The sequence below is a fragment of the Undibacterium sp. MH2W genome, from assembly GCF_049340215.1.
Taxonomy (GTDB): domain Bacteria; phylum Pseudomonadota; class Gammaproteobacteria; order Burkholderiales; family Burkholderiaceae_D; genus Undibacterium.
In genome coordinates this window covers 399761-422613 of sequence record NZ_JBMPPA010000004.1, presented here as the reverse complement: position 1 = coordinate 422613, position 22853 = coordinate 399761, and the positions used below count along the sequence as shown (strand labels likewise).

At 47.7% G+C, this 22853-nt stretch carries 21 protein-coding genes; 11 read left to right on the top strand and 10 right to left on the bottom strand.

The features are described 5' to 3' along the window. Positions 1 to 51: 51 nt before the first annotated feature. Positions 52 to 915 (bottom strand): AAA family ATPase, encoded by an 864-nt coding sequence (locus tag ACO0K2_RS12520; RefSeq protein WP_423019230.1) that lies wholly within the window; start codon positions 913 to 915, stop codon positions 52 to 54. A gap of 289 nt (positions 916 to 1204) precedes the next feature. On the opposite strand from ACO0K2_RS12520, the gene ACO0K2_RS12515 reads away from it, so the two are divergent. Together ACO0K2_RS12515 and ACO0K2_RS12510 are read left to right on the top strand one after the other, a co-directional pair. Next, the gene (locus tag ACO0K2_RS12515) at positions 1205 to 1528 is read left to right on the top strand and encodes a c-type cytochrome (RefSeq protein WP_423019228.1); all 324 of its coding nucleotides are present in this window, start codon (positions 1205 to 1207) and stop codon (positions 1526 to 1528) included. Between the two features lie 15 nt (positions 1529 to 1543). Continuing rightward, positions 1544 to 1900: a c-type cytochrome gene (locus ACO0K2_RS12510; protein ID WP_423019226.1), complete on the top strand. Its 357-nt coding sequence runs from the start codon at positions 1544 to 1546 to the stop codon at positions 1898 to 1900. 48 nt (positions 1901 to 1948) lie between these two features. Here the strand turns inward: ACO0K2_RS12510 and ACO0K2_RS12505 are convergent, their stop codons facing one another. After that, positions 1949 to 2377, bottom strand: a complete 429-nt coding sequence (locus ACO0K2_RS12505) for a DUF1841 family protein (RefSeq protein ID WP_423019224.1) — start codon at positions 2375 to 2377, stop codon at positions 1949 to 1951. 213 nt (positions 2378 to 2590) lie between these two features. Between ACO0K2_RS12505 and ACO0K2_RS12500 the strand changes: the two genes are divergently transcribed. After that, positions 2591 to 3172, top strand: coding sequence for a malonic semialdehyde reductase (locus tag ACO0K2_RS12500; protein WP_423019222.1), 582 nt, complete (start codon positions 2591 to 2593; stop codon positions 3170 to 3172). An 86-nt stretch (positions 3173 to 3258) separates the two neighbouring features. On the opposite strand, the gene nth is transcribed toward ACO0K2_RS12500, so the two are convergent. The 3 genes from nth to ACO0K2_RS12485 all read right to left on the bottom strand — a co-directional run bounded on the left by nth (position 3259) and on the right by ACO0K2_RS12485 (position 5962). Then, positions 3259 to 3906: an endonuclease III gene (nth, locus tag ACO0K2_RS12495; RefSeq protein ID WP_423019220.1), complete on the bottom strand. Its 648-nt coding sequence runs from the start codon at positions 3904 to 3906 to the stop codon at positions 3259 to 3261. After that, positions 3903 to 4601 (bottom strand): electron transport complex subunit RsxB, encoded by a 699-nt coding sequence (gene rsxB / locus ACO0K2_RS12490; RefSeq protein ID WP_423019405.1) that lies wholly within the window; start codon positions 4599 to 4601, stop codon positions 3903 to 3905. The genes nth and rsxB overlap by 4 nt, the downstream gene beginning before the upstream one ends. Positions 4602 to 4726: 125 nt before the next feature. Then, positions 4727 to 5962, bottom strand: coding sequence for a polyhydroxyalkanoate depolymerase (locus ACO0K2_RS12485; protein ID WP_423019218.1), 1236 nt, complete (start codon positions 5960 to 5962; stop codon positions 4727 to 4729). A 285-nt stretch (positions 5963 to 6247) separates the two neighbouring features. Here ACO0K2_RS12485 and ACO0K2_RS12480 point away from each other — a divergent pair, with 285 nt between their 5' ends. Genes ACO0K2_RS12480 through ACO0K2_RS12470 form a run of 3 tightly spaced genes read left to right on the top strand, consistent with a single transcriptional unit; the run spans position 6248 to position 12228 of the window. Then, positions 6248 to 10555 (top strand): response regulator, encoded by a 4308-nt coding sequence (locus ACO0K2_RS12480; RefSeq protein ID WP_423019216.1) that lies wholly within the window; start codon positions 6248 to 6250, stop codon positions 10553 to 10555. Between the two features lie 32 nt (positions 10556 to 10587). Continuing rightward, complete coding sequence (locus ACO0K2_RS12475; RefSeq protein WP_423019214.1) at positions 10588 to 11736, top strand: HD domain-containing phosphohydrolase; 1149 nt, start codon at positions 10588 to 10590, stop codon at positions 11734 to 11736. Positions 11737 to 11775: 39 nt separating this feature from the next. Next, complete coding sequence (locus ACO0K2_RS12470; RefSeq protein WP_423019212.1) at positions 11776 to 12228, top strand: DUF5990 family protein; 453 nt, start codon at positions 11776 to 11778, stop codon at positions 12226 to 12228. 53 nt (positions 12229 to 12281) lie between these two features. On the opposite strand, the gene ACO0K2_RS12465 is transcribed toward ACO0K2_RS12470, so the two are convergent. The 3 genes from ACO0K2_RS12465 to fdxA form a co-directional block, all read right to left on the bottom strand. Further along, the gene (locus ACO0K2_RS12465) at positions 12282 to 14468 is read right to left on the bottom strand and encodes an OsmC domain/YcaO domain-containing protein (RefSeq protein ID WP_423019210.1); all 2187 of its coding nucleotides are present in this window, start codon (positions 14466 to 14468) and stop codon (positions 12282 to 12284) included. Positions 14469 to 14661: 193 nt separating this feature from the next. Then, positions 14662 to 15732, bottom strand: coding sequence for an NAD(P)/FAD-dependent oxidoreductase (locus ACO0K2_RS12460; protein ID WP_423019208.1), 1071 nt, complete (start codon positions 15730 to 15732; stop codon positions 14662 to 14664). 105 nt (positions 15733 to 15837) lie between these two features. After that, the gene (gene fdxA, locus ACO0K2_RS12455) at positions 15838 to 16161 is read right to left on the bottom strand and encodes a ferredoxin FdxA (RefSeq protein ID WP_423019206.1); all 324 of its coding nucleotides are present in this window, start codon (positions 16159 to 16161) and stop codon (positions 15838 to 15840) included. A 402-nt stretch (positions 16162 to 16563) separates the two neighbouring features. Here fdxA and ACO0K2_RS12450 point away from each other — a divergent pair, with 402 nt between their 5' ends. Beyond that, complete coding sequence (locus tag ACO0K2_RS12450; RefSeq protein WP_423019403.1) at positions 16564 to 17532, top strand: 2-hydroxyacid dehydrogenase; 969 nt, start codon at positions 16564 to 16566, stop codon at positions 17530 to 17532. Here the strand turns inward: ACO0K2_RS12450 and ACO0K2_RS12445 are convergent. Next, a complete protein-coding gene (locus ACO0K2_RS12445) occupies positions 17524 to 17775 on the bottom strand; it encodes an acyl-CoA-binding protein (RefSeq protein WP_423019204.1) in 252 nt (83 codons plus the stop codon). The two genes, ACO0K2_RS12450 and ACO0K2_RS12445, sit on opposite strands and share 9 nt — an antisense overlap. 148 nt (positions 17776 to 17923) lie before the next feature. Beyond that, positions 17924 to 18625 (bottom strand): UPF0149 family protein, encoded by a 702-nt coding sequence (locus ACO0K2_RS12440; RefSeq protein ID WP_423019202.1) that lies wholly within the window; start codon positions 18623 to 18625, stop codon positions 17924 to 17926. 165 nt (positions 18626 to 18790) lie between these two features. On the opposite strand from ACO0K2_RS12440, the gene ACO0K2_RS12435 reads away from it, so the two are divergent. The 4 genes from ACO0K2_RS12435 (at position 18791) to ACO0K2_RS12420 (ending at position 21993) form a co-directional block, all read left to right on the top strand. Beyond that, positions 18791 to 19798 (top strand): serine/threonine protein kinase, encoded by a 1008-nt coding sequence (locus ACO0K2_RS12435; protein WP_423019200.1) that lies wholly within the window; start codon positions 18791 to 18793, stop codon positions 19796 to 19798. Positions 19799 to 19913: 115 nt separating this feature from the next. Further along, positions 19914 to 20585 carry a ribose-5-phosphate isomerase RpiA gene (rpiA, locus tag ACO0K2_RS12430; RefSeq protein ID WP_423019198.1) on the top strand — a complete coding sequence of 224 codons (672 nt, stop codon included), beginning with the start codon at positions 19914 to 19916 and terminating at the stop codon, positions 20583 to 20585. A 38-nt stretch (positions 20586 to 20623) separates the two neighbouring features. Continuing rightward, entirely contained in the window at positions 20624 to 20824 is a 201-nt protein-coding gene (locus tag ACO0K2_RS12425; RefSeq protein WP_423019196.1) for a hypothetical protein, read from the top strand. Positions 20825 to 21096: 272 nt separating this feature from the next. Continuing rightward, positions 21097 to 21993 (top strand): hypothetical protein, encoded by an 897-nt coding sequence (locus ACO0K2_RS12420; RefSeq protein ID WP_423019194.1) that lies wholly within the window; start codon positions 21097 to 21099, stop codon positions 21991 to 21993. Positions 21994 to 22853 lie beyond the last annotated feature (860 nt).

Sequence of the window (22853 nt, the reverse complement as noted above, 5' to 3'; positions counted from 1 at the left end):
CTGCCGAAGAGGGGGCGCGCTTTTTTAATGGGTGTTTTCGTCTTTTTGTTGTTAGCGATTGGTTCTCGACATAAACACGAGGCGCTCAAACAGGTGAACATCCTGTTCATTTTTAAGTAAGGCACCATGGAGTGGCGGTACGATCGCCTTGTTGTCTTTGCTGCGAAGCGCTTCCGCTGGAATATCTTCCGCCAGCAACAATTTCAACCAATCGATAAATTCAGACGTCGACGGTTTTTTCTTGAGGCCTGCCACGTCACGGACTTCGTAAAACGTCTGTAAGGCTTGTGACAACAAATCTGCTTTTAATTTCGGAAAATGGACATCGACGATCTTTTGCATCGTGTCCTTGTCTGGAAACTTGATGTAGTGGAAAAAACAACGGCGCAGGAAGGCGTCTGGCAATTCTTTTTCATTGTTTGACGTAATGATCACCAAGGGGCGGTGCTTGGCACGGATCATTTCGCGTGTTTCGTAGACATAAAACTCCATCCGGTCTAGTTCACGCAATAAGTCGTTGGGAAACTCAATATCTGCCTTATCGATTTCGTCGATGAGCAAAACGACAGGCTCTTCTGCTGTGAACGCCTGCCACAGGACACCCTTCACGATGTAGTTGTGAATGTTTTTAACCCGTTCGTCACCCAATTGCGAGTCACGCAAGCGCGAGACGGCATCGTATTCGTACAGACCTTGTTGCGCTTTGGTGGTCGATTTGATGTGCCATTGCAATAATGGCATGTTGAGTGCGGCTGCTACCTCTTCAGCCAGCATTGTTTTGCCAGTGCCAGGTTCGCCTTTGATCAAAAGAGGACGCTGTAAGCGGAGTGCCGCATTCACAGCCAGTTTCAGGTCATCGGTCGCGACATAGTTGTCAGCACCATCAAAACGGAGAGTGGTCGTTTCCTGGGTCATGGTCGTTAAGAGTCAAATTGGATTGATCGGGTAGAAGCCGTGCTTCCATTGCACTTGAGTATAAGCCAGATTGGCAGGTTCTGCGAACGTCTGTTCTATTTTGCCGTGATTTGGGTTGAGCGCAATTCTCTTGGTTTTCTTGAGGCAACGAAAAAGTGTTGTCGTATCCTGTCCAAATAACTACGTTTGAGCGTGTTTTTTTCGCACAATTGATTTTGATCATATAAAATGGTGCGCAGTATCAAGGTGTTGTCTTCATTGTTCTGTTTGTTTACATCAATTCGCTCATATGAAAAAACTGTTTGCAATCCTCGCTCTCGCGAGTCTCGCCCATGTAGCAGTCGCAGCAGAAGTTGTTGGCAATGCTAAAGATGCTGCTGATAAAAAAATTGCCATGTGTATTGGTTGCCATGCCATTCCAGGGTACAAAGCAACATTTCCAGAGGTGTATCAAGTCCCGATGATTGGCGGTCAATCTGCCAAATACATTGAAAGTGCCTTACAAGCGTACCGTAAAGGTGAACGTAAGCACCTGTCGATGCGTGGGATTGCCAGCAGCCTGTCTGATCAAGATATCGCCGATCTGGCCGCTTATTATTCCCAACAAAAATAAGAAAAGGAGCTGGATATGAAAAAGATGACCTCGATGGTTGTTGCTGCTATGGCCTTGTCAGTTACTTCGTTGACTGCCTTTGCGTCAGGCAATGTAGAGCATGGTAAAGCGATCGTTGAAAAAAATAACTGCTCTGCATGCCATGGGAAAGACTTCAATTCTCCTATCGACCCAAGCTACCCACGGTTAGCCGGACAGCATGAGGATTACCTCGTACAGGCACTCAAAGGCTACCAACGTGGCGTCGATGGCCCAAATGGTCGTGGCAATGCGACGATGGGTGCGCAAGCGAAGGTGCTGTCCCATGAGGATATCCTCGATGTGGCGGCTTACTTGCATAGCTTGCCAGGTAGCTTGGTGCTGAAAAAATAAGGAAGCCCTTCAATCGACAATAAAAAACCACGCCGTAGCGTGGTTTTTTTATCTGCAGCGTTGTTGCAGTGATTCTATATACGCCTCGCCATCCGGCGGTAATCCCGTGCGTTGAGAATTCCAGATCATTTCGCCAAGACATTCCATGATCTGATGATGTGCTTCGTGTTCAGAATTAAACTTGTGCGCTAACAGTTGAAAAGCGGCTTTTACGCCACGTGGCTGATCCACAGAAATCTGTTCCGCAATCGACAAATGCATTGATAAATGCAAAAAGGGGTTTGTTTGACCCTGATCCACGCTGTAGTTCGCTTCGAGTGCGGCATCCACGTCACTGAGGTCGGCTTCATACTCTGAGTGTTGCCGAATCCAATCCGAAGCGATCGCTTCGAGTGGCGTTAAAATTTCGTGAGAATGGATTTTGCGGAAGGTATCGCAGAAAAAACGCCGAACATCGTGCTGGCTGGGATTGAACATAAAAACGATCTGTAAATACGACTACGTTAAAATAAGCCTGTTAACTCGTTAGGCAAGTAACGCCGACGGGTGAAAAGGAAATGCAAAGGGCTCTATTGTAAAAGGATTTTCGCTCGACTGCTGTGGTCGAGCGAATGCGATTGATATAGGGCCTTTGTATTAAGGATGAATGATCGTGGTTGCCATGCAACCTGAACAATAAAGGAGAGTGGAATGTTATCAAAAGACGCATTGGACGTATTATTTACAGAAGCACGCACCCATAACGGATGGTTGGATAAACCGGTCAGTACTGCGCAGTTGCAAGAAATTTACGACTTAATGAAATGGGCGCCGACGTCTGCCAATGCTTCACCTGCCCGTATCGTTTTTGTCACCTCGCCATCGGAAAAAGAAAAATTATTGGCTTGCATGGCTGAAGGCAATGTTGAAAAGACAAAAACAGCACCAGTCACTGCGATTATTGGCATGGATATGGCGTTTTACGAGCAATTGCCAAAGTTATTCCCTCACGCCGATGCACGTTCTTGGTTTGCGGGCAATCAACCTGTGATTGAAGCAACGGCATTCCGCAACTCTTCTTTGCAAGGGGCGTATTTGATGCTCGCCGCGCGCGCGGTTGGGCTCGATTGTGGCGCGATGTCTGGTTTTGATCCTGAGAAAGTCAATGCTACCTTTTTTGCGGGAACGACCGTCAAAGTCAACTTTATCTGCAACTTGGGCTATGGTGACGCAAGTAAGTTGTTCCCACGCTCGCCACGGTTGAGTTTTGAAGAGGCGTGCAAGATCGTGTAAGGTCAACTAAGGACAACTAAGGTCCACTCAGTTTGATATACGACGAGTGGTAGCTGACATTGTCCACCGCAACACCCTTGGTCAGATCAGGTATGGTCTGGCAAGGGTGTTTTTTGTTTGAATTCGCACAAATCATGAATCATGCAATTCCAGCATTTCGGCTTTCTGGCGATGCAGGTATAACGACCGTGCAAGATGAGCCAATGGTGGGCATCCTGTTGAAATTCTTTGGGCACAAATTTCATTAACTTCTGCTCGACGATATCGACGTTTTTGCCAGGAGCAATACCCGTGCGGTTCGATACCCGAAAAATATGCGTATCGACAGCAATCGTTGGAACCCCAAACGCCGTATTGAGCACGACATTGGCCGTTTTTCGACCAACACCAGGCAAGGCCTCCAGCGCCTCTCTGTCTTGCGGGACCTCACCATTGTGCTCGGTCAGAATGAGGCGACAGGTCTCGATGACATTTTTCGCTTTGGTTCGGAATAAGCCAATCGTCTGAATATAAGGAATTAAGCCATCCACACCCAGCGCGTAGATGCTCGCTGGTGTATTTGCTACAGGATAAAGGAGACGTGTTGCCTTATTGACCGACACATCGGTTGCCTGCGCCGACAGAAGTACCGCGATGAGTAACTCGAATGGCGTGGTGTACTCCAGCTCGGTGGTGGGATGCGGGTTTTCTTGTTGTAGTCGGGTAAAAATGGCGTGGCGTTTTGCTGGGTTCATGAGGCGTTTCCTGATTCAGCTTCCAGTTTTTTTAACCGAGCACGTTCAATTGCTGCGGCGATAATGGCTTTTTTGCGTTCTTTTTGTTGTATTTCTTCTGCAGTTTGGGCGGTTTCTAACTCGAGCGCCTTTAATTTGGCCGCCGCTTTGGCTGCTAAACGTTCTTCATTTTCTCGTTTTTCTCTCAGCAGTCGCTGATTTCTGAATTCAAATTGATGACGGGACGCCTGCGCCTGTTCCTCGCTCCATGCATCCCATCCTGTTTTGCCAGGTGTGACAGAAATCATTTTGATGCAATCGACAGGGCAGGGCGCAACGCATAAGTCGCAACCAGTACACATCTGAGGGATGACGGTGTGCATTTGTTTTGGCGCACCGAGAATGGCATCCACTGGGCACGCCTGAATACACAGCGTACAGCCAATGCAAAATTCTTCTTCAATAAAAGCAACAGGTCGGGGACGTTCTTCTCCGTGCGCTGTGTTGAGGGCAATCACAGGCTTGTTCAGGAGTGTGGCTAGGCGTGCGACGCCTTCTTGCCCACCGGGAGGACATTGGTTGTAGTTGGCGCTGCCATCCGCAATAGCGACGGCATAGTCATGGCAAGACGGGTAACCGCATTTTGTACATTGGGTCTGCGGCAAGCGTTGTTCAATTTGTACGGCGAGGTGGTCTGACACGGCAAACTTTACAATAACAGCAAAAAGGAACTGAATTATCCACGTAAATATGACGAAGAACAAATGTTACGGCCAACAAATAAAAAGACCGCCTTCATGTGAAAGCGGCCTGATGGGCTGGTGAGCGTCAGACTCGGCGATTAGCCGTGTTTTTTGATAAATTCACCAATTTTTGGACAGATGATGTCACGCCAACGACGACCCGAGAAAATCCCGTAGTGGCCACAGCCAGGGGCAACAAAATCTTGCTTCATATCGGCAGGGATGTTGCTGCACAAGTCGTGCGCCGCCTGCGTTTGACCTGCACCGGAGATATCATCCAACTCACCCTCAACCGTGAATAACGCAACAGTTTTGATGTCTTGCGGACGCACCAGTTTTCCTTCGACTTCCCATGTACCCATTGGCAGGCGGAATTCTTGGAACACGGTTTTAATCGTCTCTAGGTAATAATCCGCGGGCATGTCGAGAACGGCATTGTATTCATCGTAGAACTTACGGTGCTGTTCTGCCGATTCGTCATCGCCCTTAATCAAGTGCTGGTAGTAATCCCAGTGGCTCTGTGCGTGGCGGTCAGGGTTCATTGCCACGAAGCCGGTGTGTTGCAAGAAACCTGGGTACACCTTGCGACCATAACCCGGATAGTTTGCTGGCACACTGTAGATGACCGTATTTTCAAACCATGAAAATTTCTTTTCGGTCGCCAGATTATTGACCTGTGTTGGGGATTTACGCGGGTCGATCGGACCACCCATCATGGTCATTGTTTTTGGCAATTTTGGATCATTATCCGATGCCATGAGCGAAATAGCCGCTAATACAGGCACTGTTGGCTGACAAACTGAAATAACGTGGACATCAGGACCCAATAAGCGAATAAAATCTTGCACATAGTAAATGTAGTCATGCAAGTGAAATGCGCCTTCGGACAATGGCACCATGCGGGCATCTGTCCAATCGGTGATGTAGACGTCATGCTGTGGTAATAAGCCCCGTACAGTATCACGCAACAGTGTGGAGTGATGGCCTGACAAAGGTGCCACCAGTAAGACCGTTGGTTGTTTGAGTTTCGCTACATCTTTATCGCTGAGTACTTTCTTGAAATGCAATAATTTGCAGAAAGGTTTGATGACTGCAGTCGTCTGCGCAATTTCAACAACTTGCTTATCAATCGTTGTTGACGTGATACCGAATGCTGGTTTTTCGTAGTCTTTACCTAAACGGAACATTAACTCGTAACCAGCCGCAATACGTTGCGCGTAAGGAGTATGCGCTAGAGGCGAAATCGGATTGGTGAACAGCTTTGAAGAGGCCTCAGCCCATTGAGTCAGTGGGTTTAAGAAGGCGCGATTAAGTTCGTGAAGTTGGTAGAGCATGTTGTCATCTTTCTTGAAAAAGACGGAGAGCCGACGAGATGATTAACCCACTTGGAGTGGGCGAAAGTTTCTGGGTAAATATAATACTTTTTGTAGTTTCTGTAAGCAGGTATTGCATTGCATCATAAACCAGTTACAGATTTTTTGGGATTTATGGTGCAAATGTAGCTCTTTTGCTATGTAAATCAATGTTAAATCCATGGCGAATCACTTAATTAAAGTACAATTCTTAAATGCTTTGCGTAGAACCAACGTTGGACGCTTATCTTATTAAAGGTATCTCGTATGAGTAGTAGTCTTTATCTGTCAGAGGCAGAGTGGCGTGAGCGCTGCTTCGTGGTCTTTGATGAAATGCGGGACAATCCTTGTGCCGGCAGAGAGCTTGCGCGCGAGATGCATCAGCAAGCAATTTTCCACCGATTGCCGGTATTGGGGACGTTCGCCGAGTCGCTGTTAGCATTCGCTGATTTTTTTGCGGGCAATTTAGAGCTGGCTGAGCCAGAGTTCGAACGAACTGCGGCCATGTTTGAGTTGGTGGGCGATGACTTGGGTCTCGCTTTTGCAAATTTGGGTACGGTCGCTGTGTGGCGCAAGCGCGGCATGTCCGAACAAGCCTACTCTCTTTGCCATTCTAAAATTCTTCCCTTATTGCCAGTCAAGGATCACCGTTTGTCGGTGTTGGTCCTCAATATCCTCGCCGTTCTCTCCCAAGAACTTGGTTTTACCGAAGAGGCGATACGTCACTTTTATAAAGCGCTTGAGCAAGCTCGGCATCTCCAGATTCTCAATCGCGCCTCACAAATTTTGGCGAATTTGGGAGAAATTTTTTACATGAGTGGGAACGTCGAGTATGCCGAAACGATGCTCGATGAGGCCAGACAAATTGCAGTTGATTCCAATGAGCGTTGGCTGGCGCCCTTTATTTCGACGATGCTTGCCCTTTGTAAGCTCTCGCTTGAGAAATATGATGACGCTTATGCAGCGGTTGCCCCCTACATCGGGGAGGGCAGGGCGGCATTACATACTGACCCTGCGAGTCGCGCATTTTGTTTTTCAGTAGCGGCTTACACCTTGGCCAGAAAAGGTCAGTTGACGCAGGCGGATCAATTGTCGCAGACCGCGATGCACTCGCTTGAGACATTCGAAGATAAACATCTGAAACCGTATAGCTGGTGGGTGAGCGGCTATTTACATCACTGCCATCAGCGTCATCATGATGCGGTGCGTGATCTACGCCGTGCCATCGATGAGAGCGGCAATAAAGGTTATTTCTACGTCCCGCTACGGGCGATGAAAGAAATTACCGATATTTATTCAGAGCAAAAAAATTGGGAGGCGGCTTTCAAGGAGCAGCAACGTTACCTTGAGCTGTTTTCGAAGGTCCAAGGACGGGCAACACGCATTCATGTCCAGACCTTGCATATTAAAAATGAATTGAAAGAAGCAGAATTAGCTCGCCGTTTGGCTGAGGAAGCAATGCAAGAACGGAAAGCGCTCGATGAAGAACTCAAGCGCATGCTCGCCGAACGGGAAACGATCCTTGAAAATGCGATCGTCGGCATCGTCTTTTTAAACCACCACGGTCGCGTTCAGTGGGCGAATACACCGCTCTGTTTAATGTACGGTGTTCATCGCGATACGATTTTGAATGCTTCTTTAGAGCAGTTCTATGTCTCGCGAGAGGACTATTTTTCGTTTGGCGATAAGGTCAATCAGGTGATTAAAACGGGTGCCCCGTATCAGACAGAAATGCAAATGCGGCGCGCCAACGGTGAGTTGTTCTGGGTGCAGTTTTCAGGACAAGCGGTCGATAAAAATGATTTATCGCATGGCACTGTCTGGGTGGTAATGGATATCTCAGCGCGTCGGCGCTTGGAGTCGGATCTAAATCGTTCCGAGAAACATTATCGACAATTAGTGAATAATGCCTCTGAAGGTATTCTCGTGATCCAGCAGGGGCAAATTGTGTTTGCGAATCCGAAAGCATGCCATTTGTTTGCGAGCGATGCAGCGCAGTTGCACCACCAACGTTTTCTGGACCTGATTTTAGCGGAAGACCGCTTGCTCGCTGAAAATTTCAGTACGTGCCATATCAACACAGAACAAACTGACCATTACCTTCATTGTCGCATCCTCCCGCCTTCTTCTCATGCGATTATTTGGGTTGAACTATCTGCGGTGCAGATCGATTGGGAAGGTCAGCCAGCGACCTTGTCTTTTATGTCGGACATCACCCAAAGAAAACTGCTGGAATCGCAATTACAAGAGAGCATGGCTGAGCAGATCCGTTTAGAGACACTGCAAATGCAAAATGAGCTCAAAGAGGCGGAAGTGGCACGTCGCCATGCCGAAGAGACGACCGAGGCGAAATCGCTGTTTTTAGCGAACATGAGCCATGAAATTCGCACGCCCATGAATGCCATCATCGGCATGACGCATTTGGCATTGAGAACTGAACTCACGCCGAAACAAAAAGATTACATCGAAAAAATTCACCACGCTGGCATGGCATTGACAGGAATTATCAACGATATTCTTGATTTTTCTAAGGTCGAAGCAGGTAAGTTGACGATTGAATATGCCGACTTCAGCCTCGATGATGTCTTGGAAAATATCGCTTCAATGACAGCCGATCAGGCTTATGAAAAAGGTGTTGAACTGGTTTTCGGTGCGGCGCACACCGTTCCTCGCCATCTCCGTGGGGATGCTTTGCGCTTAGGGCAGGTATTAATTAATCTGGTCAATAACGCCATCAAATTCACAGAGCAAGGTGAAATTGAAGTGCGCTGTCGAGAATTGGAGCAGTCGAGCGATCGGATTAAGCTTGAATTTGCCGTCAGGGATACTGGTATTGGCATGTCCGCGGAGCAGATGCATCGTTTATTTGTTCCGTTTAGTCAGGCTGACCTATCCACGACACGTAAATTTGGTGGCACTGGACTTGGTTTATCTATTGCTAAACGTGTCGTTGATTTGATGGGAGGTGATATCTCCCTTGAAAGTACCCCAGGGCAAGGAACAACCGTGCGCTTTTCTGCGTGGTTTGGCGTTAGTCAATCCCAGCAGGCGTCGTTGCATTTGCCACAGACCCTGAAGGACATGCGCATTTTGATTGTCGATGACAGTAACTTGGCAGCCGATGCGCTACGCCAGTCTTTGCTGTCGATGTGTGATCATGTTGACGTTGCGCTGACCGCAAACGATGCGATTCATGCACTGGAAGAGCGCGATGTCTATCAACCGTATGACTTAATGTTCGTTGATCTGGATATGCCAGATGTGGATGGTCTTGCATTGATCGGTCTGTTGAAAAATATTAAAACGCTCCGTTCGTCGCCTTTATTTGTGTTGGTTGGTGCCCATGGACGCGAGGAAGTCAATCATCGTGCGGACGTCGTTCCCGATGGATTTATCAATAAACCCGTGAATCCAGTCAGCCTTCGCCATTGCCTTGCTGAACTCTATTCCAAGCAAGAGCATCAGACCACACCACAAGAGTTGCTCAGTATTCCGCAATACAGCGATCTACGTGTATTGCTCGTGGAAGACAATGAAATTAATCAGCAAATCGCACGTGAATTAATGGAAGCGAGTGGCATCACTGTTGATATTGCTGCCAATGGAAAAATTGCGGTCGAAAAAATGCTTGCACATCCGCCCGAACATTTCTCCTTGGTTTTCATGGATTTGCAAATGCCCGAACTTGATGGACACGCTGCAACGGCGATGATTCGTGCTGACAATCGCTTCGATCAGCTGCCGATTATTGCGATGACGGCGCATGCGATGCTTGATGAGCGGCAGCGTTGCCTCGATTCAGGGATGAACGCGCATCTGCCAAAACCCATTGAACCAGCGGCTTTATTTTCGACGATTTCAGAGTGGTGCCCAAGTCATGAAACCGGTAAGCGCCAAAGCTACGTTGCTGAAGACAAGGAAAGCCATGCCAACGTTTTGTTGATCGATGGTGTCGACACCGAAGAGGGCTTGAAACGTACGATGGGTAGCTATGAGTTATACGGAGAGCTGCTCAGACGTTTTTGTGAAGATCAGCGCGATGCGATTGTTAAAGCGCAATCAGCTTTTGTTGAAGGTGATACGCAAACCGCAGAACGACTTGTGCATACCTTGAAAGGGGTTGCTGCGCTGATTGCTGCGAAAGAAATCCGATACATGGCGCAGGATTTGGAAAACTTACTTCGGACGTCTAGTCAAGCGAGGGATATCCTCTCGCGATTTGATGCTTGCCAAAAGCAACTGCAATTAACGATTGTTGCAATTGAGCATGCAATCACACGGATGCGCGCTGATACTGAGCCCACAGAGCAAGTGCCGAGCGCGGGTCCAACGTTTGATCGAGCAACAATGCAAAGCGTTATTAGCCACTGTGAATCATTATTGTCAGAATACGATGGCGAAGCCGTGGATGTCATGATGGAATCCAATGATGTGATTGTGCAGGCACTTGGGGTCGAGCAGTACAAGCAGTTAATGCGGGCAGCAAAGCAATTTGATTTTGATGCCGCACTCGCGTACTTACGCCAAGGCGCAACGCGCAATGGATTTCAGATTAACGTGCAGTCAATTAAATAGGGAGCCGCGGCTGTCTTGGTTTTTTGTTCGCCATGTCAGCCCACCATAGTATGCGTCAGAGAGTCGATCCTACAGCAAAGCAAACGATCTTAATTGTCGATGATACCCCCGACAATATCGCACTTCTGTCAGGACTATTTAAATCGCAATACCGGATAAAAATTGCCACTAGCGGTGCAAAAGCGTTGCAAATCGCCGCCCAACAACCTGCGCCCGACTTGATTCTGCTTGATGTCATGATGCCTGAAATGGATGGGTATGAAACGTGTCGTCGTCTCAAATCAGATTTGCTGACAGTCGATATTCCTGTCATTTTTTTGACAGCAAAAAATCAGCCTGCCGACGAAGAAAAAGGACTATTGTTAGGTGCTGTGGATTACATCAGTAAGCCGATCAGCCCAGCGGTGGTGGTGGCGCGCGTGGCGACGCAGTTAACTCTGCTTCGTGCCCAGCAGTTATTGCGTGATCAAAACAAGTACCTAGAACGCTTAGTGCAGGACAGAACAAGTAAGCTCGCCAAAATGCAGGATGCCATCATTCTCGCAATGGCCTCATTAGGTGAGATACGGGATAATGAGTCGTCCAATCACGTCAGACGGACGCAACTATATGTTCAAGCCTTGGCACTTCAGTTGCGAGAGCATCCGCGATTTTTGCACGAACTGACCGACGAGAATATCGAGCTACTTTATAAATCGGCACCGTTGCACGATATCGGTAAAGTTGGCATTCCGGACAAGGTGTTAATGAAGCAAGGAAAGCTGACACAGGCTGAATTTGATGTCATGAAGAAACATACCGTCTATGGTCGCGATATCATTTTGTCTGTTGAGTATCATCTCGGCGAGAGTAACAACTTCTTGCGCTTTGCCCGTGAAATCACGTATTCTCATCAAGAGAAATGGGATGGAAGCGGGTATCCAGACGGTATTCAAGGGGACGCGATCCCGATTTCGGCAAGATTAATGGCTGTGGCAGATGTCTATGATGCACTGATTTCTGAACGTGATTACGAACCAGTTCTTTCTCACCAAGAGGCGATTGAGGTGATGAGGAGGGGACGAGGGATTCATTTTGATCCCGATGTGCTCGATGCCTTTTTGGCCGTCGCTGATCAATTCGAAACGATTGCCTTACGTTATAGAGATGCGATGCACGAACCAGTTCTATCCTTAGATTGATCGCCAATTAATCATCACGAATGACGCGAGGGGTTCATTGTGGATTCTGTTGCATTGAGATTTATTTATGACGGAGTTGGGCCTGTCGTATGGAATGGCGGCCCGACCGATTTCGGGTTGCAGGATAAAAATGATCTTCTGATGCAGGGGAAGAAAATCAGTGATCACGAGTTTGTGTTTGATTTTCAGTTACAGGTCAAAACTGGAAAAGAAGGGCAACCGATTTTTTTAGGTGACTTTTGTCACGGATCGCCAAAAGATCGTTTTTTGTATTTAAGCTGGCGCAGTCTACAAGGTCACTATGCGCAACGATTTCTTCTGCCTTTAACAAACATCACATCAGCACATGTGGCATTGGCGCAAGAGTCCGGTGTGCCACTAGTCGGACTTCTCAGGGACCACCAACCTAAAGCAACATCTACCGGTGTCAACATCGGTGGACGTCGTTCGGTAGAGTGGACGCTTGCGGTGAATGAGGAAGTAACGAAGTGATGAAGCAATGAGGCGACCGTTGTCTATAACGGTCGCCTCTTGAAGATACGCTGTTATCGCGCGCGGGCGGCGTGGATCTTTTTGTAGCTATCAATCAAACGTGCATGGCGATCCAGACCTTCCAGTTGCATGCTCGTTGGCGTGAGTCCATAGAACCGTACACTGCCGTCGATAGAGCCGATGACCGCGTCCATCCGTTCATTTCCAAACATGCGGCGGAAATTAACGATGTAGTCTTCTAAGTCCAACTCGTCATTGAGTGTGACTTCCAACACCACATTCAATGCTTGGTAAAACAAACCGCGCTCAACGGTATTGTCGTTGTAATGCAAAAATGCGCCGACGAGTTCATGCGCTTCTTCAAAGTCTTGTAACGCAAGGTTGATCAGTAGCTTTAACTCCAATACGGTGAGTTGGCCCCATACGGTGTTTTCATCAAATTCAATACCAATCAATGTGGCGATGTCGCTGTAGTCGTCTAATTCATTATTTTCCAGGCGGTCCAGCAAGTCTTCCAAGGCCTCTTCATCGAGCTTGTGGAGATTGAGAATATCTTCGCGGAAGAGAAGTGCTTTGTTGGTGTTGTCCCAAATTAAATCTTCAACGGGGTAGACTTCGGAATAGCCGGGGACCAAAATCCGGCAGGCCGTAGCACCAAGCTGATCGTACACAGCCATGTAAGCCTCTTTGCCCATTGCTTTGAGAATACCAAATAGGGTTGCCACTTCTTCTTCATTGGCACTGAGTCCTTGACCCGCAAAGTTCCATTCCACAAAGTCGTAATCGGACTTGGCACTAAAGAAGCGCCAAGAAACGACACCGCTGGAATCGATGAAATGTTCAACAAAGTTGTTCGGTTCAGTGACCGCATTGCTGACGAATGTTGGTTGCGGTAAATCATTGAGACCTTCAAAGCTGCGTCCTTGTAATAGCTCAGTAAGGCTACGTTCCAATGCGACTTCGAGGCGAGGGTGTGCGCCGAATGATGCAAACACACCACCTGTACGTGGGTTCATCAGTGTGACGCACATGACTGGATATTGACCACCCAATGAGGCGTCTTTTACCAACACCGGAAAGCCTTGTTCTTCCAAGCCTTGAATGCCCGCCAGTATCCCTGGGTATTTGGCTAAGACCTCTTGCGGCACGTCTGGTAACGCGATTTCTTTTTCGATGATCTCGCGTTTGACTGCACGTTCAAAAATTTCTGACAAGCACTGTACTTGTGCTTCAGCGAGGGTGTTACCCGCACTCATGCCATTGCTGGCGAAAAGGTTTTCAATCAGATTTGAGGGGAAATACACCGTTTCACCATCGGACTGGCGCACATAGGGCAGTGCACAAATGCCGCGCTCCGTATTGCCGGAGTTGGTGTCGATGAGATGTGTGCCGCGTAATTCACCATCAGGATTGTAAATATCCAAGCAATAGTCATCGAGAATGTCTTTGGGTAGTGCGTTTTTCTTGCCAGGCTTAAACCAGCGTTCGTTCGGATAATGGACAAAAGGTGCGTTGGCGATATCCTCGCCCCAGAATGAGCCAGCGTAGAAGTGATTGCAGCTGAGACGTTCAATGTATTCGCCCAATGCAGAAGCCAGCGCGCTTTCCTTTATTGCCCCTTTTCCATTCGTGAAGCACATCGGAGAGTGTGCATCGCGGATGTGTAATGACCACACGTTTGGAATAATATTGCGCCAAGAGGCAATTTCAATCTTGATCCCGAGTCCAGCTAAGAGTCTAGACATGTTGGCAATGGTTTGTTCGAGCGGCAGATCTTTGCCTGGAATGAAGGTGCTCCCTTCGTTACCGGGCTGAAGGGTCAATAAAGCTTGGGCATCGGCGTCGAGATTGTCGACTTCCTCAATCACAAATTCTGGGCCGGTTTGCACGACTTTTTTAACCGTGCAGCGATCAATCGAACGCAGAATGCCTTCGCGGTCCTTCGGGGAGATATCGGCTGGCAACTCCACTTGGATTTTGAAAATTTGTTGATACCGGTTTTCTGGATCAACGATGTTGTTTTGCGATAAGCGGATATTCTCAGTTGGAATATTGCGAGTATTGCAATATAACTTCACAAAGTATGCCGCACATAACGCAGAAGATGCTAAAAAGTAATCGAACGGCCCTGGTGCTGAGCCATCGCCTTTATAGCGGATTGGCTGGTCAGCGATCACCGTGAAGTCATCGAACTTGGCTTCAAGACGAAGCTTATCGAGAAAGTTGACCTTAATTTCCATGAGAGTATTCCAAAATAATGTTCAAAATGCGATGGACGCTATTATCCATGTTTTAGCGATGGCGCAGAGAAAAGCCTTATCAAATCAAGGCATTATCTGAAGATCAATGCAAGTGGGATGCGCAAAAATAAAAAAGCGCAAATTGCTTTGCGCTTTTTTTAAGATGAGTGATTGCCGCAGCAATCGGTCGTCATCAGTCGAACGTTGGTGTTTCCACGCCGAGAATTTTATGCAATTTTGGCGATGTCGTTGTGTACTGCATGTGGATTTTCTTTTCAGGGAAAATATACGGTGCTGCACCGAATGCTGCCAACGCGGCTTCATGGAAGCCAGACAAAATCAATTTCTTTTTGCCTGGGTAGGTGTTGATATCGCCAACCGCGAAAATGCCAGGTACGTTGGTTTCGAATTTTTCAGTATTCATCACCTTGAGCTGCTTACGCTCAATCTCTAGACCCCATTCAGCGATTGGGCCAAGTTTTGGTGACAAGCCGAAGAATACCAACAGGTTATCAAGTGGCATACGACGTGTTACGCCATCGGCACCTGTTACCTTGATTTCGCTCAGTACGTCATCTTTTGTTTCGATGCCAGTGACTTGGCCGATCGTCAGTTGCATTTCGTAGTTGTCGCACAGTTCTTTCATTTTGGCGACTGACGCTGGCGCAGCACGGAAATCTTCACGGCGATGCAACAGAACGACGGATTCTGCTTTACCGACCAAGTTCAGTGCCCAGTCAAGCGCGGAGTCGCCACCGCCACAGATCACCAGGTTTTTACCGTGGAATTGGCTAGGATCTTTGACGCGGTAGAAGACTTGTTTGCCTTCAAATGCTTCGATACCGTCCACTTTTAACGTACGTGGTTGGAATGAACCAACGCCAGCAGCGATAAAAATTGTTTTAGTGATGAAGCGCGTACCAGTGGATGTTTCCAGATCAAAACGACCATCTTCACGACGCTCAACCAGTGTCACTTCTTGACCCAAGTGGAAAGTCGGCTCGAACGGTTCGATTTGTTTTAACAGATTGTCAGTCAGTTCTTGACCTGTGCAAACTGGCACGGCTGGAATGTCGTAAATCGGTTTGTCAGGATATAACTCGACGCATTGACCGCCAACCACCGCCAGTGAATCGATCACGTGTGCTTTGATTTCGAGCAGACCTAACTCGAACACTTGGAACAGGCCAACCGGACCCGCACCAATAATAACGGCATCGGCTTCGATGACGCCGTTTGCCTGTGTAGTTTGATTATTTTCCATACGACGAGATATTTCCTGATATTACCTAAAATTGGTTGGGTAGCGATTTTCTTGCTACCCGCTTGCCATGATGGCATCGCCTCAGCAATGGCGGTCTGGATGGGATTAGCGTTCCAGGTATTGCAGTTTGTCTTTGACGTCTTTCCAGTCATCCGCATCGGCGAGTGGAGCGACTGTTTTCGTGATCGAAGGCCATTTACGTGTCAATTCAGCATTGATTTTGATGAATTGCTGTTGGTCTGCCGGTACGTCTTCTTCGGCATAAATCGCATTGGCTGGGCATTCTGCCACGCACACCGCGCAGTCGATACATTCGTCCGGATCAATGATCAAGAAATTGGGGCCAGCACGGAAGCAGTCCACAGGGCAGACATCCACGCAATCGGTATAGCGGCAGCGGATGCAGGATTCGGTCACAACGTGGGTCATAACAGTCCAATCTTTAAAATTCGGGGTGTTGGCGCAGCCAATTCGCCAAAAAAACGCATGCTATGGCTGCAAAGCCTTGTATTTTAAGGCAATTTCACAGATCTCACAAATCAGGCTTATATACTTTGTGCATAAGCAAATGCAGCGGCGCCTTGTACTTCATAGGGCGCTCTTCCGCTTAGTTCAATAAAAAGCCAGAGGATAGGCGCAAATTATAAACAGATATCGCAGTGTTTGCATTGATGTGGATCACCAGAAGGACGGATTCGCGGTGATGTAGGACGGATGAAATTTTTTCAAACCGCATGCATCACGGATCGTCAATCCAATTTAAAGTTAAGATAGCGTCAACGCCTACACACTGGGCTAGCCCGTTTGATTTTACTTTTTTCTGGATGAATGATGAAACCTGCCATTTTAGTTGCTCGTGCTGTTTTTCCCGAAGTACTGACCCGTTTGTCTGCGCACTTTGAGGTGGAGTCTAACCAAGAAGATGTGGTCTTTACGCCCTCGGAGTTAGTCGAAAAACTGCGCGGTAAGGCGGGTGCAATGACAACTTCGAGCGCACGCATTCATCGCGAACTATTGCAACAATTGCCAGACTTGAAAATGGTCGCGAATATGGCGGTGGGGTACGATAATTTTGATGTGCCTGCTATGACCGAGTTTGGCGTGAAAGCGAGCAATACACCAGATGTTCTGAATGAAACGACGGCTGATTTTGGATGGGCGCTCATGATGGCGACGGCCCGCCGTATTACCGAGGCAGAACACTGGCTGCGCGATGGGCAATGGCATAAATGGCGTTATGATTATTTCCTCGGTGCCGATCTCCATGGCTCTACACTGGGCATTATTGGTATGGGCAGGATAGGGCAGGCGATTGCTCGTCGTTCAACGGGATTTAATATGCGGGTGATTTATCACAATCGCTCACGTCTTTCGCCAGAACAAGAAGCACAGGCCAATCACGCGCATTACGTCAGTAAAGAGGAGTTGTTGCGACAGGCGGATCATGTGATGCTAGTTTTGCCGTATTCCGCAGCCTCTCATCATACGATCGGGGCGGCAGAATTAGCGATGATGAAGCCGACGGCAACGCTCATCAATTTGGCGCGTGGCGGGATTGTTGATGATAAAGCGTTAATTGTTGCGCTACGCAATAAGCAGATTGCCGCAGCCGGACTCGACGTGTTTGAAAAAGAACCTCAATTTGATCCGGATTTTTTAAGTCTGAGTAACGTCGTTTTGACGCCGCACATTGCCAGCGCATCACCGGCGACACGCCTCGCGATGGCAAATTGTGCTGCGGATAATCTGATTGCAGGATTAAGCGGCGCTACGCCACCGAATCTGCTTAATTCATTTTAACGAGTTGATCAGGTCGACGTATTGCTGCATAGCATCTTCCTGAGATGTCCCCTTTAAATTTGCCCACGCATCAAACTTGGCGCGACCAACGAAGTCGGTCATACCAGGACGATCACCTGTGGCATCGCCCGTGCTGCCTTGTTTGAACAGGGCATAGATTTTCAGGAGCGTCATGTTATCTGGACGCTCCGGTAAATTTTTGGACTCAGCTAAGGCGAGGTTGAATTGTTCTTGTAAGCTCATGGGAAACTCCAGCTTTGTTGAATAATAAAAGGATAAAAGTAACGCAAACTCAAAAAGTACCATGAGTCTTGGTTAAATGATCACTTTTACGCTAGAGCTTTTCCTCAAGTCTTTCTGCGCTAATACGGGTCGATTAGCTTGTGATCAATTAATGCAAGGTCGGCTCAGCGCCGCAACAGGCTTTATATTTTTTGCCACTACCGCAAGGACAAGGATCATTGCGACCTACTTTGGGTGTGTCACGTTTGACGGTTGTTACCCCTGATTTTCTTAAGGGTGCCCAGAAACGGCGGATGGCAGGAATCGATGCTTCGATGGACAGCGCCAACGTATGGCATTTTTCTGGCGTATCGACGAATTGAAGCTCTTCTTCGTCGATTTCTTCCGCACCCAATAAGTAGATCGGTTGTAGCAGTGGGCCGATTTCTTCGGATTCCCATGCAGCTTCCCATGCTTCTTCGCGTAATTGCATTCCTTCCCAGAAGCCCCACGCCCACGTCTCACCGTCGATTAATTCTTTGCCGTTTTGTTCGAGTATGCAAAACAGTGGTTCAAATTCTTGGGGTGCGACCTCAAATGTGATCTGGATTTCGTTCATGAAACGAGCGATCAACTGCGTAATGCGCTGTAATTCTTTTTCGTTTTTGAACTTTGGTTCAGCGGCGTCTGGCAGACCCCAAACCAAAGGCAGCCACTCACTCATCGGAATCATCTCAGGACCGAGTGCAATGGCAGTGAGGTAGCCGTGCAAGGCATCCATGGTCATTCCATCGTCGCCAACCCGGTCGGACATCAGAAATTTGTCCAGTTCATTAAATTCTTTGTCGCTGAGTGGTTCGTCTAAATGCATGGTGTAACCTGAATGTGAATATGTAAATACCGGAAGTGTAGCGCTTTGTCGTCATGCTGTAACGCGTTTTATCGTTTTTTGACGCAAACGGAAAGACATCGATCAGAGAGAAGAAAGGTGGATGAAAGGGAAATAAAAGAGAAATTACCACGTACAATTCGGGGTATGAATGAACAAACACTCCCCCAGTCTTTTTCTGATTTGTCGCCTGAACTTGTGCTTGATGCCGTCGATAGCTGTGGCATGCACTGCGATGGTCGCTTATTGGCGCTTAATAGCTATGAGAACCGTGTATATCAAGTGGCGATTGATGATGCGCCGCCACTGATCGCAAAATTTTATCGCCCCCAGCGATGGACGGATGAAGCGATTGTTGAAGAGCATCAATTTGTTCATGAACTTGTCGAACAGGAAATTCCTGTTGTGCCTGCCATGCAAAATGCCGAGGGGGCGAGTTTATTTTCCTACCAAGGATACCGTTTTGCGTTGTTTCAACGACAAAGTGGTCGCGCCCCTGAGGTCGGTGATCCTGCGACCTTGGAATGGCTAGGGCGGTTCATTGGCCGTATTCATGCGGTTGGTGCGTTGCGTCCCTACGCACATCGTCCTGTGATCGATCCGCATACTTTTGGAACGGTGCCGCGAGATTGGTTACTGGCGCACGACTTCGTGCCGTCTGACTTATTGCCGGCCTATCAATCTGTTGTTCAGCAGGCGCTGGATGGGGTTGCAGCGTGTTATGACAGAGCGGGGGATGTTTCTTTGATTCGCTTACATGGTGATTGTCATATGGGCAATGTGCTGTGGCTAGATCAAGGTGAGCAGGCGGGGCCGCATTTTGTGGATTTTGACGATAGCCGGATGGGACCAGGTATCCAGGATTTATGGATGCTACTCTCGGGATCTCGTCAGGAGATGCAGACGCAGCTAACGGATATTTTGGTTGGCTATGAAGATTTTTATGAGTTTGAGCCGCGTCAACTGTACCTCATTGAGGCGCTACGAACACTACGGTTAATTCACTATTCTGCGTGGCTTGCACAGCGTTGGACAGATCCAGCTTTCATCACTGCTTTTCCTTGGTTTAATACCCAACGTTACTGGCAAGACCGTATTCTTGAACTGCGTGAACAGATTGCCCTCATGGAGGAACCTCCTTTGTGGCCTGTTTAAGCTGGTGCTGTTTAAGTTGATGTGAATTGTCTCGATTGCCCAAAAATCTGCGCTGCAAAGAGCGTATCGGATAAAATACCGGACATTTTTGAACTGATGTAAAAGGAATCGCACCATGACGCAGGATGAATTGAAATTAGCCGTTGCTCAGGCGGCAATTGCCTATGTAGTTGAAGGCGAAATTGTTGGTGTTGGCACTGGCTCGACCGCTAATTTTTTTATTGATGAATTAGCTAAAATTAAACATAAAGTCAAAGCGGCGGTCGCTTCCTCTGAAGCAACGGCAGACCGTTTGCGTCAACATGGTATCGAGGTGCTGGATCTGAATGATGTGAGCTCGATGCCTGTGTATATTGACGGAGCCGATGAAATTACCAATCAAGGTGCGATGATTAAAGGCGGCGGCGCTGCATTGACGCGTGAAAAAATCGTGGCATCGGTTGCTGAAAAATTTATCTGTATCGCTGACGGCTCTAAACTGGTGTCGCAGTTAGGAAAATTCCCTTTACCTGTTGAAGTGATTCCGATGTCTCATGCTGCGGTTGCCCGCCAGCTCAATGCGATCGGTGGCGAAGCGCGTCTGCGGATGAAAGAAGGTAAGCCTTTGCTGACTGATAATGGCAACATGATTTTGGATGTACATGGTTTGCAAATCGCTGACCCAGTGGCGTTGGAAGCGCAAATCAACAATATCGTGGGTGTCGTGACAGTTGGTTTGTTTGCACGTCATGGTGCTAATGTGTGTTTGCTCGGTACAGCCGAAGGCGTTAAAACCTTGACGTTCTAATTTGGTTTTTGATAGGCGTATCATCATGCTTCATACTGGTGAAAACTGATGATGCGCTTCTCGGTACTACCGCTGCAGAGGTGATTCTCGCCTTCTCATCGACATCCATGATGCAACATGATGTCGTATCCATTGGTGCCACGACTTTACACTGCGCCGTCGCACCACGCCTTCACACCGTCAATTCGTTATCCCTCCTGACATTCTTTATTATGGTGTATCCAACGAGACTGGATTAGCCTGCCACAGAGACGGCGTTTTCTACTGAGGCAAGACGGTGAACTTGTTACCAAATCCATCATCTGTATTTCAAATCGAAACACTCGTGAGAATTCGAAAACCAAGGCCATCGACGGTTGACGCTGCTTCGCGACCCTTGTTAAGGTAACCAGCGCTATCTGATCAAGCGGCTGTGAAATATGCCAGGCTCAGATAGGGACAGTCTCGTGATTGAGCTGATAACGATGTGCAATCAGGTACACGGCGATGGGTGAGGCATACTGACAGCGCGATGCAATGCCTCAAACATCGTCTACGTACCTGCTGGATCAGAGAGCGTTGGATGGATGCGATTGTTTTAACAGACTTGGCCAGAAATTGCGATGCGCGAAAAGAGTCCTTGTTGTCTCTGAAAGGACGATCACTGATTGCCCATGCGCTTTCTGGTGAATATAAAGTGGCTCAGTCAATACTGAACGAGTTACACCTTCTACGTGGCCGTTTCCTCGGTTTTGCAGCAATACGTGATATCGCTTCTGGATCGGTGCCACTGCATCAAATCGGATCGGTAGTGTATGCTGGTACTCCTCCTGATTCTGTGGTGCTTTCTTGTATTTTTGCTGAATGCATCGCAACCTGTGCTCAATGGTTTGCAATGCCACCCCCGCAAATTGTGCTCCAATGTATCCCTCAGGATTGCCATTTGCACTACACCTTGATTTGCTTTCCTGGGTTAGCGATCATTCGTTTGTCGAGGATGCCTGAAGCGCTTGATGAAGTGCGCCGCATTGTTTTTCAAGAAGTGTGTCACGCTTTTCTTCATTGCGGCGTTCGTCTTCTTGATGAAGGACTTGCGCATTATTGTGCGACACATTTCGTTCATTCCACACATCCATTACATGCGACCACGACACATCATGGGCTATCTGACATTCATGAATTATTGACGATGAATGGAGATGGTCTATTCGGTAATAATGTCTGCTGTGACAGTGGTGATTATCGCGCTGCCGTTTCCAGTGGTGCACGCTTAATTGAATGCTTGATCAACACCGCTGGCATTGACAAACTAAAAGCGCTTTTTCTACGCATTTCGCAATCGACAAGTGACGCCGAAATTATTGAATTAATCGAAGCATCGCTAGGCTATCGATTGCCGCACACCGTCGCTGACGGTGCTTATTCTTGAATTGATCTTTCCTAAAAATATCCTACGCCAGAGGTGAGGTGATGCCGTCAGCATTGATCGCCTCTGGAAAAATAATTGAAAAACCCCACACCATCTCGCTGCATGTCATCCACCAGATGATGCCCACATTGCCATTGACCGATTAGTACAACCACCTTTTCCGATGCGCTATTTTTTGACACATAGAAGTTCGTTTAAAAACAGGATAAAAAAGTGACAGGTATTGAATTGGCGTTCCAAACACGCAAGAGGATGTTACGAAAGTAAGCCGCCTGTAAAACAGGAAAAAGAGTGTGTGGCTTGATTGACGCTGGTTCTCGTGCATTGCTAGAGTCTCCGTCGCTGCTCTCTTGCAGCGTGAGGGATTTCAACTTTTAAATTGGATAACTGGAGGAAATTTTGAATATCGTTTTTGATGTGAATTCAATTTTAATTATTGACTCGACGGAGTCTGAATATGTCGATGACGATTTATCGGCAGCGATGGCAAATGTAAGTATTTCCTGTTGTACGTGCTCTTGCTCCTGTTGTTGCTAACGATGTTGCCGCTTTCTGGGCAATAAAGCGAAGCACGTATTTCGCGTGGCTTATCGCAACGTCTTTTTCTTTGATGGATCGTCGATGAGTTCGGTTGAGTTGAATGCTCGTCGACGATCCTCAAGAATCCACTCAACAATTTACATCAAAGCGCTCCGCGTTGAATTGATTACCCACCTACCTTATGACTGAAAGACTATTCATTTCTCCCCTTGCCGAGATAACCACTTTAGACGACGACAAAATTGCGCTTTCGGTCGTTGGTCGACGATATACGATAGAAGATAAGATCGGTCTGACGAGGCGAATATTAGACTTTGCAC